Annotated in this window: 13 protein-coding genes; 7 read left to right on the forward strand and 6 right to left on the reverse strand. The window is 66.5% G+C overall.

Going from position 1 to position 14,137, the window contains the following annotated elements:
- Positions 1-2 precede the first annotated feature (2 nt).
- Positions 3-2,015: a cytochrome o ubiquinol oxidase subunit I gene (gene cyoB, locus CNR27_RS08295; protein ID WP_096297862.1), complete on the reverse strand. Its 2,013-nt coding sequence runs from the start codon at positions 2,013-2,015 to the stop codon at positions 3-5.
- 45 nt (positions 2,016-2,060) lie between these two features.
- Positions 2,061-3,257 (reverse strand): ubiquinol oxidase subunit II, encoded by a 1,197-nt coding sequence (gene cyoA / locus CNR27_RS08300; protein ID WP_096297864.1) that lies wholly within the window; start codon positions 3,255-3,257, stop codon positions 2,061-2,063.
- A gap of 181 nt (positions 3,258-3,438) precedes the next feature.
- Between cyoA and CNR27_RS08305 the strand changes: the two genes are divergently transcribed.
- The 6 genes from CNR27_RS08305 (at position 3,439) to alr (ending at position 9,203) form a co-directional block, all read left to right on the forward strand.
- Positions 3,439-4,761: an MFS transporter gene (locus CNR27_RS08305; protein ID WP_096297866.1), complete on the forward strand. Its 1,323-nt coding sequence runs from the start codon at positions 3,439-3,441 to the stop codon at positions 4,759-4,761.
- A gap of 379 nt (positions 4,762-5,140) precedes the next feature.
- Positions 5,141-5,578 (forward strand): 30S ribosomal protein S6, encoded by a 438-nt coding sequence (rpsF, locus tag CNR27_RS08310; RefSeq protein WP_096297868.1) that lies wholly within the window; start codon positions 5,141-5,143, stop codon positions 5,576-5,578.
- A gap of 11 nt (positions 5,579-5,589) precedes the next feature.
- Positions 5,590-5,820 carry a 30S ribosomal protein S18 gene (rpsR, locus tag CNR27_RS08315; protein ID WP_096208774.1) on the forward strand — a complete coding sequence of 77 codons (231 nt, stop codon included), beginning with the start codon at positions 5,590-5,592 and terminating at the stop codon, positions 5,818-5,820.
- 139 nt (positions 5,821-5,959) lie between these two features.
- Positions 5,960-6,412 (forward strand): 50S ribosomal protein L9, encoded by a 453-nt coding sequence (gene rplI / locus CNR27_RS08320; protein ID WP_096297870.1) that lies wholly within the window; start codon positions 5,960-5,962, stop codon positions 6,410-6,412.
- A 208-nt stretch (positions 6,413-6,620) separates the two neighbouring features.
- Positions 6,621-8,030, forward strand: a complete 1,410-nt coding sequence (locus tag CNR27_RS08325; protein WP_096297872.1) for a replicative DNA helicase — start codon at positions 6,621-6,623, stop codon at positions 8,028-8,030.
- Positions 8,031-8,114: 84 nt separating this feature from the next.
- Entirely contained in the window at positions 8,115-9,203 is a 1,089-nt protein-coding gene (alr, locus tag CNR27_RS08330) for an alanine racemase (RefSeq protein WP_096297874.1), read from the forward strand.
- Between the two features lie 9 nt (positions 9,204-9,212).
- Here the strand turns inward: alr and CNR27_RS08335 are convergent, their stop codons facing one another.
- From CNR27_RS08335 to CNR27_RS15440, 4 genes are all read right to left on the reverse strand, one after another.
- The gene (locus tag CNR27_RS08335) at positions 9,213-9,671 is read right to left on the reverse strand and encodes a YbaY family lipoprotein (RefSeq protein ID WP_157745325.1); all 459 of its coding nucleotides are present in this window, start codon (positions 9,669-9,671) and stop codon (positions 9,213-9,215) included.
- A 61-nt stretch (positions 9,672-9,732) separates the two neighbouring features.
- Positions 9,733-10,554 (reverse strand): endonuclease/exonuclease/phosphatase family protein, encoded by an 822-nt coding sequence (locus CNR27_RS08340; RefSeq protein ID WP_096297878.1) that lies wholly within the window; start codon positions 10,552-10,554, stop codon positions 9,733-9,735.
- Complete coding sequence (locus tag CNR27_RS08345) at positions 10,551-12,338, reverse strand: M14 family metallopeptidase (RefSeq protein WP_096297880.1); 1,788 nt, start codon at positions 12,336-12,338, stop codon at positions 10,551-10,553. Before CNR27_RS08345 ends, CNR27_RS08340 begins: the two co-directional genes overlap by 4 nt.
- A gap of 20 nt (positions 12,339-12,358) precedes the next feature.
- Positions 12,359-12,547: a hypothetical protein gene (locus CNR27_RS15440; RefSeq protein WP_179948153.1), complete on the reverse strand. Its 189-nt coding sequence runs from the start codon at positions 12,545-12,547 to the stop codon at positions 12,359-12,361.
- Here CNR27_RS15440 and CNR27_RS08350 point away from each other — a divergent pair.
- On the forward strand, positions 12,516-14,135 hold the full coding sequence (locus CNR27_RS08350; protein WP_096297882.1) for a POT-type proton-dependent oligopeptide transporter: 1,620 nt from the start codon (positions 12,516-12,518) through the stop codon (positions 14,133-14,135). The genes CNR27_RS15440 and CNR27_RS08350 overlap by 32 nt on opposite strands.
- Positions 14,136-14,137: the final 2 nt, after the last annotated feature.

A 14,137-nucleotide genomic window follows, 5' to 3' on the forward strand; every position in this document is an offset into this window, starting at 1 on the left:
GTTCAGAGCGCCTGCTGTGCCAGTTCGCGCGTTCGTTCGTCCTCGGTCGCCTGCACTTCCTCGGCCGGGATGTAGAACTCACGGTCGTAATTGAAGGTGTGCCAGATCGCCGCGACGATCAGGCCCACGAGCGATGCGCCTGCCAGCCACCAGATGTGCCAGACCAGGGCGAAGCCCAGGACCACACTGATACCGGACAGGACGACACCCGCGCCCGTGTTCTTGGGCATGTGGATGGGAACGAAGCCGGTGGTCGGACGCTTGTAGCCGTGCCGCTTCATGTCCCAGTACGTATCGATCTCGTGGACGACCGGGGTGAAGGCGAAGTTGTAGCTCGGAGGCGGCGAGGACGTTGCCCATTCCAGGGTGCGCCCATTCCACGGATCGCCGGTGACATCGCGGAGCTTCTTGCGGTCACGGATGGCTACGGCGATCGACAGGATGAACGCGGCGATGCCCACGGCGATGATCGCAGCGCCGATCGCGGCGATGATGAAGAACACCTGGAGGGAGTTGTCTTCGAACTGGCTCAGGCGCCGGGTCACACCCATCAGACCCATGATGTAGGGCGGGGTGAACGCCACCCAGAAGCCCACGAGCCAGCACCAGAACGACACCTTGCCCCAGAACTCGTTGAGCTTGAAGCCGAAGGCCTTCGGGAACCAGTAGACCATGCCCGCGAACAGGCCGAAGACCACGCCGCCGATGATGGTGTTGTGGAAGTGGGCGACCAGGAACAGGCTGTTGTGGAGCACGAAATCGGCCGGCGGCACGGCGAGCAGCACGCCGGTCATGCCACCGATGACGAAGGTGAACATGAAGCCGATCGTCCAGAGCATGGGCACGTCGAACCGGATCCGGCCCTTGTACATGGTGAAGAGCCAATTGAAGATCTTGGCGCCCGTCGGGATCGAGATGATCATCGTCGTGATGCCGAAGAACGCGTTGACGCTTGCGCCCGAGCCCATCGTGAAGAAGTGGTGCAACCAGACCAGGTACGACAGGATCGTGATCACCGCCGTGGCGTAGACCATCGAGGTGTAGCCGAACAGGCGCTTGCCGCAATAGGTGGCGACGATCTCGGAGAAGATGCCGAAGGCCGGCAGTACCAGGATGTAGACCTCCGGGTGACCCCAGATCCAGATCAGGTTCACGTACATCATCGGATTGCCGCCGAGATCGTTCGTGAAGAAGTTCGTGCCGACGTAGCGGTCCATCGTCAGCAGCGCCAGCGTTGCCGTCAGGATCGGGAAGGTGGCGACGATCAGGATGTTGGTGCAGAGCGAGGTCCAGGTGAAGATCGGCATGCGCATGAACTTCATGCCCGGTGCCCGCATCTTGACGATGGTCACGATCAGGTTGATGCCGGACAGCGTCGTGCCCACGCCCGCCACCTGTAGCCCCCACAGGTAGTAGTCCATGCCGGTGCCGGGACTGTAGTCCGCGCCCGAAAGGGGCGGGTAGGCCAGCCAGCCGGTCCGTGCGAACTCGCCGACGAACAGCGAAATCATGATGAGCACCGCGCCGGCGGTGGTCATCCAGAAGCTGAAGTTGTTGAGGAACGGGAACGAGACGTCACGCGCGCCGATCTGGAGCGGCACGATGTAGTTCATCAGGCCGGTCACCAGTGGCATGGCGACGAAGAAGATCATGATCACGCCGTGGGCGGTGAAGATCTGATCGTAGTGGTGCGGCGGCAGGAAGCCTTCGCTGCCGCCCGACGCGATTGCCTGGTGTGCACGCATCAACACGGCGTCGGAGAAGCCACGCAGCAGCATCACGATTGCGAGAACGCAATACATGATGCCGATCTTCTTGTGGTCGATGCTCGTGAACCACTCCTTCCACAGGTAGCCCCAGAGGCGGTACTTGGTCAGAAGAAAGAGCACCGCGATGCCGCCGATCACGACACCGACGAAGGTGGCCGCAAGGATGGGGTCGTGGAGGAAGGCGAGTGAGTCGAGCGAGAGTCGCCCGATCCACGGTGAGTGAAGTTGGTCCTGGGGTGCGGACATGGGTTCCTGCCTGGTACTGGATTCGGTGGTGCGTTCCGGGGTGGATCAGCGGCCCGACGGGCCGCGGTCGTCATCCGGCTTTCCGGGAGCGCCCTCGTTGCGCGGCGCCTCGTCCGGAGAGATCGGCCGCATGCTCTCGTCGATCTCGTTCGGATCGGAAGGCTGCGGTGTGGTGTCTTCCGGCGAAACGGCGCGCGGCTGGTGCCCCTGCGGCTCGTCGCCGCGTGCCTCGCGGCCGGCCTCGGGGAAGGTCGCGCCGGGCGCGGCGATCAGATCGCCGGCGTGCCGGTTGTCGTAGCGCAGGCGCGCGTAGTTCTGCTTGCTCTCCACACCGGCGCCGCCGCTGCGGTCGATGTGCGCCATCTCGTGGATGCACATCGCGCCCGGGTTCACGCACATGTTGAGGATCGCCTCGTAGAGCGCCGGATCGACGCTGCCGAAGTACCGGACCGGCTCGCGCTCGGACGGCTTTTCGAGCTCGAGATACTCCTGGCGGCCCAGCGACACGTCGTCGGAACGCACGCGCTCGACCCATGCCTCGAACTCGCCTTTACTCATGCCGTGGAAATCGAAGCGCATGAACGAGAAGCCATCACCGCTGTAGTTGGCGGAAAAGCCCTTGTAGACGCCTTCCTCGTTGATGACCGCGTTGAGCTTGGTCTCCATGCCGGCCATGGCATAGATCTGGCCCGCCAGCGCCGGGATGAAGAACGAATTCATCATCGAGGAGGAGGTGATCTTGAACTGGATCGGCACGTTCACCGGCGCCGCGAGCTCGTTGACCGTCGCGATGCCTTGCTCGGGATAGAGGAACAGCCACTTCCAGTCGAGCGCCACCACTTCGACCACCAGCGGCTCGATGCCTGCGGGGATTGGCGTATTGGCGTCGATGCGGTCCAGCGGACGATAGGGATCGAGCTTGTGGGTCGCGATCCATGTCACGGTGCCCAGGACCAGGATGATCGCCAGCGGCGCCGACCAGATGATCAGCTCGAGGCGGGTGGAGTGGTGCCACTCGGGGGCGTACTCGGCGTCCGTGTTCGACTCCCGGTATTTCCAGGCGAAGAAGAACGTCAGCATGATCACCGGGACGATGATCAGCAGCATCAGGACCGTCGACAGCACGATCAGGTTGCGCTGCTGTATGGCGATGTCACCCGACGGCGCCATGACGACCCAGTCGCAGCCCGACAGCAGTGTGGCCGCGAAAAGCAGCGCAAAGATTCGAAGAATGGATTTCATTGGGGGATCGATGACGACGGGAAGGAAAAACGACTTGACGGAAACGCTACGGAAGAACGATTAGCGTTGCGATGTGGCGGGACGCCGGGACCCTGCTGCTGCGCACCTTGCCTGGTGGGCCCGTTTCAGGCTCACAATGCGGCGCATTATCCCCCATAACGACCGGAGAGAGAGCGCGCACATGAGCGAAACCGCACAGCAAGCCACGACCGGCCTCGACGAAGCGCCGGAGACCAACGATGAACGCGAGATCTCGCCTGGAAAGATCGCGTTTCCGGTGGTCATGGGACGAACATCCGAGTTCTTCGACTTTTTCGTCTACGGCATCGCTGCGGTACTGGTGTTCCCGTATCTCTTCTTTCCCGACAGTGATCCGGTCCAGGCGACGCTGAAGTCGTTCGCGGTGTTCTCGCTGGCCTTCATCGCCCGTCCGATCGGCTCGGTCATCTTCATGGCGGTCGATCGCAACTTCAGCCGCGCGGCCAAGCTGATCGGCGCGCTGTTCCTGCTGTGCGGCTCGACGATGGCCATCGCCTTCCTGCCGAGTTACGCGCAGGTCGGAGCGCTGGCCCCGATCCTGCTGGCGGTCTTCCGCTTCGGCCAGGGGCTCGGCTGGGGCGGTGCCTGGGACGGGCTGCCCTCGCTGCTGTCGCTGAGCGCCCCGCGCGAGCGTCGCGGCTGGTACGCCATGGTCCCGCAGCTGGGCGCGGCCCTGGGGTTCATGCTCGCCTGCGGCATGTTCCTGGTCTTCACCCAGTTGCTCAACGAGGAAGACTTCATGGCCTGGGGCTGGCGCTTCCCGTTCTTCGTTGCCCTGGCGCTGAACGTGGTCGCGCTGTTCGCGCGCCTGCGACTGGTGGTGACGCCTGAATTCGTGCAGCTGTTCAAGGAGCAGGAGCTGCAGCCGCGGCGGGTCGTGGAAACCATCCGCACCCATCCCCGGCAGGTCTTCATCGGCGCGCTGATCCCGCTGGCCAGCTACGCGATGTTCCACCTCGTCACGATCTTCCCGCTGAGCTGGGCGACCCTCTATACCGACCACGACGCGACCGAGTTCCTCGGCAGCCTGTTCCTGGGTGCGATCGTCGGCGGTCTGGGCATCATGCTGTCGGGCATCCTGGCCGAGCGGATCGGTCGCCGCGGCCAGCTGGCCGTCGCTGCCGTGCTGATCGCGGTCTTCAGCTTCTTCGCAGCGCCGCTGCTGGGCAGTGACACCACCAGCGGCCGCACCACCTACGTGGTCGTCGGCTTCGCCCTTCTGGGGCTGTCGCTGGGGCAGGCGAGCAACGCGATCGCCTCGCGTTTCGAGAGCATCTACCGCTACACGGGGGCCGCGGTGACCTCGGACATCGCCTGGCTCGTGGGTGCGGGCTTCGCCCCGCTGGTCGCACTGTGGCTGTGCAGCGAGTTCGGCCTGGCGTACGTGGGTTACTACCTGCTGTCGGGCGCGGTGGTGACCCTGGCGGCGCTGGCCTTCAGCCGCACCCTGGAAACCGTGCGCTGATCGCCCGCCGCGACCAATGCGCATGGCCCCGGATGGGGCATGCGGATTGCGGACACGGTCGGCTGGCACGGTGATCGATCCTCGACGCCGCCCTCGGGCGGCGTTGTGGTGTGCGGGGAGGGTGCGGATGGGGGGCTCCGCGAGTCCTATTCCATCATGTCGCGCAGTTCTGTGAGACTGCGACCGAATGTCGCACCGGCGTGCGCGCTGTGGGGTGGTCAGTGGTCTGCTTGCCGTGGGCCGCCGCTTCTGTGAGAATGCCCGGCTCCCTGCGGCGATCGTCGCCGGGAGACCTTGCCCCACCGTGCGGCCGCGCCGCGGACGGGGGGCTATCACAGACCCGCGCATCTGCGCGGTCGATACCCGAAAGGAAACCACCATGCGTCATTATGAAATCGTGTTCCTGGTCCATCCGGACCAGAGCGAGCAGGTGCCCGCGATGATCGAGCGCTACAAGTCGCTGATCGAAGGCGCCGAAGGCACCATCCACCGTCTCGAGGACTGGGGTCGCCGCCAGCTGGCCTACCCGATCAACAATCTGGTCAAGGCCCACTACGTGATGTTCAACATCGAAGTCGGCCAGGCCGGTCTCGATGACCTCGTCGAAGCGTTCCGCTTCAACGACGCGGTGCTGCGTCACCTGGTCGTGCGTCGCGACGAGGCCGACACCGAGCAGTCCCTGATCATGAAGAACAAGGACGAGAAGACGGACAAGCCCGAGCGTGGCGAGCGCCGTCGCCGTGACGACGATGGCGAGTCGACCGTTGGCAGCGATGCCGAAGCCGACAAGTCCGACAACAACGCCGAAGCCGCCTGAGGATCACGCACATGTCCAAGTTCTTCCGCCGCCGCAAGTTCTGCAAGTTCACCGCCGAGGGTGTCAAGGAGATCGATTACAAGGATCTCAACACCCTGCGCCAGAACCTCACCGAGAACGGCAAGATCGTTCCGAGCCGCATCACCGGCACCAAGTCGCGTTACCAGCGTCAGCTGGCCACGGCCGTCAAGCGCGCGCGTTTCCTGGCGCTGATTCCGTACACCGACAACCACAATGTGTGAACCCCTTCGCTGAAAGCCCGCACCTCCGCGCGCGGACTTTCCAAGTGAAGCAAGGGCAGCATACGAAGAGGTCAACGTCCGTTTCGGACAGCACTCGTTGCGGCGCCACCGGCGCCGCTAACGAATACGGAGCAACACCATGCAACTGATTCTCCTGCAGAAGGTCACCAACCTCGGCAACCTCGGCGACAAGGTCAACGTGAAGCCGGGCTACGGCCGCAACTACCTCGTGCCGCAGGGCAAGGCCGTGCCGGCCACCGCCAAGAGCATCGCCGAGTTCGAAGCGCGCCGCGCCGAGTACGAAGCCAAGGCCCAGTCGCAGCTCGACGAGGCCCAGCAGCGCCTGGCCAAGCTCGAAGGCGCCAGCGTCACGATCTACGCCAACGCTTCGACCGAAGGCAAGCTGTACGGCTCGGTCGGCCCGCGCGAAATCGCCGACGCGCTGACCAAGGCGGTCACGCCGGTCAACAAGTCGGAAGTCGTGCTGGGCGAAGGCGCGTTCCGCAACACCGGCGAGTTCGAGGTCGTCGTGCATCTGCACGCCGATGCCGAAACCACCGTCAAGCTGGTCATCGAAGGTGAAGTCGCCTGATCCATCGGATCGGTTCGACACGACGGGCGCCGCAAGGCGCCCGTTTTCGTTGGGCCTGCGGGTGCGTCGCGCGTGGCGAGATTCCGCGGGGCGATGCTGCATGCCTGTGCCGCATCAGGCTTATCCACAGGTTGTGGGGTCGCGTATCCACAGGCGCGCGGCCTAGCATGCAGATGCCGTAATCCCGTTTTCCGAGTTCCACACCACCATGGCCGCACGTACCGAATTCCGCAATCACGACCGTCACGACCGGGGCGATGCGCGCCTCGAGCAGCTGCGCGTGCCGCCGCAGTCGATCGAGGCCGAGCAGGCGGTGCTGGGCGGGCTGATGCTCGTTCCCGACGCCTACGACCGCATCGCCGACCTGATCGTGCCGGAGGACTTCTACCGTCGCGACCACCAGAAGATCTACACCGCGATCCAGGAGCTCGCCGAGAAGAGCAAGCCCTTCGACGCGGTGACGCTGGGTGAGTGGTTCGACTCCAACGGCCTGTCGGATCTGGTCGCGGGCGGGGCGTATCTGGGTGAACTTGCCAGCACCACGCCTTCGGCGGCGAACATCCGCGCATATGCGGAAATCGTGCGCGACAAGGCCATCCTCCGGCAGCTGATCGATGTCGGCACCGAGATCGTCAACGACGGTTTCCAGCCCGAAGGTCGCGACAGCAGCGAGATCCTCGCCAAGGCCGAGCAGCAGGTGTTCAAGATCGCCGAGGCCGGCGCCCAGGGGCGCACCGACTTCACCGCGATCAACAAGGCGATGGCCGAGGCCTTCGACGTCCTGCAGACGCGCTACACCAACGGTGGCGGCGTCACCGGCCTGCCGACGGGCTACACCGAGTTCGACGAGATGACCGCGGGCCTGCAGCCCACGGATCTGATCATCCTCGCGGCCCGACCGGCGATGGGCAAGACCACCTTCGCGCTCAACATCGCCGAGTACGCGGCGATCAAGACCAAGAAGGCGGTGGGCGTGTTCTCGATGGAAATGTCGGCCAGCCAGCTCGCGCTGCGCCTGATTTCCTCCAATGGCCGCATCAATGCCACGCGCCTGCGCACCGGCGCGCTCGAGGACGAGGACTGGAGCCGCGTCAGCAGCGCGATCCGCATGCTCAAGGAAACCAAGATCTTCATCGACGACACGCCGGGCCTCGGCCCCGACGTGCTGCGCGCCAAGTGCCGGCGTCTCAAGCGCGAGCACGATCTGGGTCTGATCGTCATCGACTATCTGCAGCTGATGTCGGTACCGGGCAACAGCGAGAACCGTGCGACCGAGATCTCGGAGATCTCGCGCTCGCTCAAGGGCTTGGCCAAGGAGCTCAACGTGCCGGTGATGGCGCTCTCCCAGCTCAACCGTTCGCTGGAAACGCGCGCCGACAAGCGACCGGTGATGGCCGACCTGCGCGAATCGGGCGCCATCGAGCAGGACGCCGACATCATCGTCTTCATCTATCGCGACGACTACTACAACAAGGAAACTTCGCCGGACAAGGGCCTGGCCGAGATCATCATCGGCAAGCAGCGCAGCGGCCCGACCGGCTCGGTGAAGCTGAAGTTCTTCGGCGAATACACCCGCTTCGACAACCTGTCCCACGACTCGGTCGGCAGCTTCGAGTAGAACCCTGCGTTCACCGCCGCGGCTGCCGGCCGGCGCGTCGCGAGGGCACAATAGCCGGCTTCCTCCACGCATGTCGCATGCCGCATGGCCCGCCCGATCACCGCCACCATCCACGCCGACGCGCTCCGCCACAACCTGGCCGCGCTGCGCGACCGCGCGCCCGGCCGCCGCCTGATGGCGATGGTCAAGGCCGATGGTTACGGTCACGGACTCGAAACGGCCGCGCGTGCGCTCGGCGCGGCCGATGCCTTCGGCGTCGCCGCGATCGAGGACGCCGCGCGGATCCGCGCGGTGGGGCTCGAGCAGCCGATCCTGGTGCTGTCGGGGTTCGACAACCCGGATGACCTGGAACAGCTGCGCGCACTGCGCGCCGAGGCCATCGTGCATCACGCGGCCCAGCTCGACCTGCTCGAGCAGACCGACGGCGCGCCGATCCGCGTCTGGCTGAAGATCGACAGCGGCATGCACCGGCTCGGGTTCGCGCCCGAGCAGGTCCGCGACGCCTACGCCCGGCTGCGTGCCGCCCGCGGCGTCGACGGCGAGATCGTGCTGATGACGCATTTCGCCAGCTCCGACGAGTTCGATGCGCATTCCCCCAATGGCCGGCAGACACCGGCACAGCTGCGCGCGTTCGCGGCCGCGACCGAAGGTCTCGATGGCCCTCGTTCGCTGGCCAACTCGGCAGCCGTGCTGGGATGGCCGCAGGCCTGCGGCGACTGGATCCGGCCCGGCGGCGCGCTGTACGGGATGTCGGTCGTTTCCGGGCGCAGCGGCGCGACGTTCGGCCTGCGTCCCGCGATGACCTTCGAGACGCGGCTGCTCGCGGTCAACCGTGTCGCCAAGGGCGAGCGCATCGGTTACTCCGCCGCCTGGGAAGCGCCGGAAGACATGGCGATCGGCGTGGCGGCGGTGGGGTATGGCGACGGGTATCCGCGCCTGGCGCCGGCAGGCACGCCGGTACTGGTCAATGGCCGCACGGCTTCGGTGATCGGCCGCGTGTCGATGGACCTGATGACGATCGACCTGCGCGGCCAGGCGGATGCGCGCGCCGGCGATCCGGTGGTGCTGTGGGGCGATGCGCTGCCGGTGGAAACCGTGGCAGAAGCGGCCGGCACCATCTCCTATGCGCTGACCTGCGGCATCACCCGGCGCGTGCGATTCGTCAACGCCTGAAGGCCGCGCTCAGGGCTGGACGTGGTGGAGGCGGACGCGGCCCAGGTGCATGTCCATTGCATCGGCGCCGATCACCACCGGCACGGGTGACGCGGTGGCGAATCGCAGGCTGCCATCGGGCATCGAGACAGAAGCCTGCAGGGCGTACTGGCCGTCCTCGCGCAGCCGCATGCGCGGCACGTCGATGGCGAATTCGTAGGGGCCTGCGCCGACCGTCGTCACCTCTTCGGCGAGCACTGCCTGCGGGGTGCCGGCAAGCCGGTTGTCGAGCAACTGCACGCGCAGGCTCGAGCCCTCGGGCATCAGGATCTTCTCGAAATAGACGGCTTCCCCCTGGATGCGCACGCGGGCGTCGGATTCGGGCATCGGTGCATCTCCGGAGGCGGGCGGTGGCGTGGACTGGCAGGCGGCCAGTGTCATGCACATCGACAGGGGCAGGGCGGCGAGGCGGAGCAGGGCGCGGGACATGGGCGTTCTCGTCGTCGGTGGCATCGCGGCCGAGCATGCGCCGGGCGAGCCCAACGGCGGGTCAACGCGCAATCGGCTGCGCCACGACGAAGATGCCGAAGTGGTCCGAAGGCCAGGTGCCGTCCGCGCCCGGCGTGTCGAGCACGGTGCGTGCATCGAGTACCTCGAAGCGCCCGGCCTCGGCGAAGACGTGGTCGATGCGCGCGCGGAAGTCGAAGAAGTGCGGATTGAGCGTGGTCATTGCGCGCGCGTCAGCGCCCGGATGCACGCTGCCGAAGCTATCGACATAGCCTTCCATGGCGGCCATTTCCGGCGCAGTGACCGGCGCGTTGAAGTCGCCCAGCACCAGCGAGGGGGCCGGGCTCGGCCGCCGCGCAATGAAGGTGCGGAGGTCCTGCAGCTGGCGGCGGCGGATCGCGCCGCCCGACTGCGTGTGGTGCAGATGGGTGAAGTAGACGTCGATCGGCGCACCTTCGAAGCGCAGGCGCGCGTGGCCGAGGCTGCGCGAATCCTCGCGCGGTGCCAACGGCGTCCAGTCCTGCTCGAGCACCGGCAGGCGCGTGAGCAGCGCGTTGCCGTAGCGGCGCGAACGCCCGGGTGGGTCGTTGGAGACGAACTGCACCGAATAGCCGAGCGCCTCTCCGATGCTCAGTGCCTGGTTGGGAAGCCCTTCGGCCTGCAGGACTTCCTGCAGCGCGATCACATCCGCATCGAGCGCGCGCAACTGCTCGATGATCAGCGGCAGGCGCGCCGGCCAGTCCGCCTCGTCGTGGTAGATGTTGAGGGTGACCACCCGGAGCCCGCGCGGCGCGGGATCCGGCGGCGGGCTGGAGGCGCAGGCAGCGAGCAGCAGGGCCAGGCACGCCCCGATCAGTCGCCTCATTGCGCCCCGACCGCTTCCGCTGGCGGCAGCTCGGTGCGCATCACCGGATACAGGTTGTAGCGGTCGTCCCACGCGCTGTGGCGCCGGTAGAAGAACTCCAGGCGAGCGGCGGGGTTGCCGGCGAATGCCACATCGTCCCGCAGCTTCGCTTCGAACTGCGCGCGCAGTTCGGGATCGGCCGCGAGCATCTCTCGCGCAACCTGCTCGGCGACGTAGTCCTCCATGTATTCCTTGCGCTCGAAATGGTTGTTGAAACGCCCCCAGGCAGCCAGCGCATCGGGCGCCTGCGGTTCGAGCAGGGCGGCGACCAGCCGCGCTTTGGGCTGGGCGATCGGAACGAACAGGCCGCCGGCGCCGATCTCCTGCTGTTCCGCTGCCCAGGCGCCTTCGAGTTCCAGCCGCTGGCGGCCCTCGACCGGCGCGGCCGCGGGCGTCGCGCGAGTGGCACGGAAGACCTCGACCGCAAGCGACTGCGGCGCGGCCAGTCGCTGCCACGAGATCCCGTGCTGGCGCAGCTTCTCGCCGACCCACGCGGCATGCGCCGCCGGCACCAGGTAGCCGCCTCGCGGCAGCGCCACCTCCACCGAAGGCCGCAGCTCGTCACGCATCGGCACGCGCCACAGCTGCGGGCTCGATTCGTCATAGCGGGTCATCAGCGCGCCGGAGACATCGGACGGCATGCGTGTGTAGGCGTAGCCGCGGAAGTCGACGGTGCGCGCGGTATCGGTCGCCTTCCAGGCCAGCGGCAGCACCGAGCCGCCCAGCGCCGATGCGCGCGCGTCGGCCGCCTGCGCGGTGCGCATCCAGTCGCGACCGTGGCGCGCGACCTGGTCCAACACCGAGACGATGGTGTTGCGGGTGATGCGGACGCGTACCGGGTATTCCTTCCAAGAGTGCGTTTCGACCAGCATGGCCAGGCGGTTGCGCAGCGGGAAATAACCCGTCGAGAAGCGCGGCGGCGACACGCCGTCCTCGAATCCAGACTGGGGGTTGTCGTGCTCGACGAACGAGGGGTAGTAGGGGAGGGGCAGCGAGCCGGCGGCGGCGAGATCGGCCATCACCGCGTCGCGGAACGTGCGCCCCACCTGGCGCAGCGCGGCATCGCCGGCATGCACAGGCTCGACCTGGATCGAGATGTCGTGCTCGAACTGCGCGCCGTTGGTCGCATGCAGGTCGATGTAGGCGATCGGATCCCAGGCCTCGACCAGCGCCAGCATCGCCTGCATCTCGGGCGCATCGGCCTTGGCGTAGTCGCGGTTGAGGTTGAGGTTCTGCGCGGTGGTTCGCCAGCCCATTTCCCTTGGACCGCGCTGGTTGGGGCGGTTCCAGGCGCCGAAGCGTTCGTGGCCGTCGACGCTGAAGACCGGGACGAACACCAGGACCGCCCGGGCCAGAGCCTCCGGTGCGGCGCTGCCGTCGAGGAGTTCGCGCAGCGCAAGGAATCCCGCGTCCTTGCCGTCGATTTCTCCGGCGTGGATGCCGCCCTGGATCAGCACCACCGGCACGCCCGCCGCACGCGCCGCGGCCGGATCCAGCGCCCCGCTGCGGCTGGCCACCAGCGCCTGCATCGGCCGGCCTTCCGGCGACGTGCCGAATTCGATGCACCGGACCGCATCCGCGTGCAGGCGCGCGAAGGTCTCGCACAGCGCAGCGACCTCGTCCATGCGTCCGGTCTCGACGAAGCCGCTGCGCTCGGCGATGGTGAGGCGCGGGTCGTCGTTGGCGAGGGCGGTCAGGCAGGTCGGCAACAGGGCAAGCGCAAGCGCCAGGCGATAACGGGGCATGGAGAGTTCCGGAGCGACGGTCACGCCATGATGCCGCGCGGCGCGTCCGGTCCCAAGCCCGACGGCAGAAGCGGTGCAGCGCCAGCCGCACCCGGCACCTGCTTTTCCGTCGCATCACCGGCAGAGGCGGTGGCCGGATCGGGTACGCTGTGCGGTTTCCAGTCACCGAACTCGCAGATGTCGACCGTCCAGACCGCAAGCGGGCCCATGCCCCGCCAGATCGCCTACATCATCGGCAACGAAGCCTGCGAGCGTTTCAGCTTCTACGGCATGCGCAACATCCTGGTGCCGTTCCTGATCAGCTCGGTGCTGCTGGGCTATCTGCCACAGGGTGCCGACCGGGACGCGGCAGCGAAGGACATCTTCCACACCTTCGTCATCGGCGTGTACTTCTTTCCGCTGCTCGGCGGCTGGCTGGCCGACCGCTTCTTCGGCAAGTACCACACCATCCTGTGGTTCTCGCTGATCTACTGCGCCGGCCACGCCTGTCTGGCGATGTTCGAGAACAACGCGACCGGCTTCTACACCGGCCTGTTCCTGATCGCATTGGGCTCTGGCGGCATCAAGCCTCTGGTGGTCTCGTTCTGCGGGGACCAGTTCGACCAGACCAACAAGAGCAAGGCGAAGGTGGTCTTCGACGCCTTCTACTGGATCATCAATTTCGGCTCGTTCTTCGCGTCCCTGCTGGCGCCGCTGTTCCTGCGGCACTACGGGCCCGCGGTCGCCTTCGGCATCCCGGGCGTGCTGATGTTCATCGCGACCTTCGTGTTCTGGCTGGGGCGCAAGGAATACGTCAACGTGCCGCCGACCCGGCGAGACCCGCATGCGTTCTTCGAGGTGGTCAAGACCGCATTGCGCGCGCGCCATGCCGGTGAAGGCCGGCCGGGCCTCGCGGTGGCCATGGTGGGTGTGGTGTCGGCGGCCGTCATGCTGGCGCTGTGGCTGCTCTCGGCGACTGTGGCGCTTCCGTGGTGGCCGACCGATTTCGGCTTCGTCATCACTGCATGTCTTGCGCTCGGCGTCATCATCGCCCTGGGCGGCTGGGGCGCATCCCTGCAGCTCGAACGTGCACGCGGCCTGCATCCCGATGCCGCAGTCGATGGTGTGCGCGCGGTGCTGCGGATCCTGATCGTGTTCGCCCTGGTCACGCCGTTCTGGTCACTGTTCGACCAGAAGGCTTCGACCTGGATCATCCAGGGCCGCGAGATGGTGATCCCGCACGGCTCGGCCTGGTGGCCGAGCTGGCTGATCCAGGACGCGGCGCAGATGCAGGCGCTCAACCCGCTGCTGGTGATGCTGCTGATCCCGTTCAACAACCTGGTGCTGTATCCGGCGCTGCGGCGGATAGGATTCGAGCCGACCGCGTTGCGGCGGATGGGCTGGGGCATCGCGATCTCCGGCACCGCATGGATCGTCGCCGGCGGCCTGCAGCTGTGGATCGACAGCGGCGACGAGGTGTCCCTCGCTTGGCAGTCGGTGCCCTATCTGCTGCTGACCTTCGGCGAAGTGCTGGTGTCGGCGACCGCGCTCGAATTCGCCTACAGCCAGGCCCCGCAGGCGATGAAGGGCGTGATCATGGCGTTCTGGTATCTCACCAGTACCTTCGGCAGCCTGTGGGTCCTGCTCACCAATGCCGGGGTACGCAACGAGGCGGTCACCGCCTACATCGCCTCCACCGGCCTGAGCGAGAACGCCTTCCTGATGTTCTTCTTCGCCGCGTTCGCCTTCGCGGCCGCGCTCGCCTTCGGCCTGTACGCGCGCCGATACCCGATGCAGGACAACTATCGCGTCGCCTGACG

The organism is Luteimonas chenhongjianii, from assembly GCF_002327105.1.
Taxonomy (GTDB): domain Bacteria; phylum Pseudomonadota; class Gammaproteobacteria; order Xanthomonadales; family Xanthomonadaceae; genus Luteimonas; species Luteimonas chenhongjianii.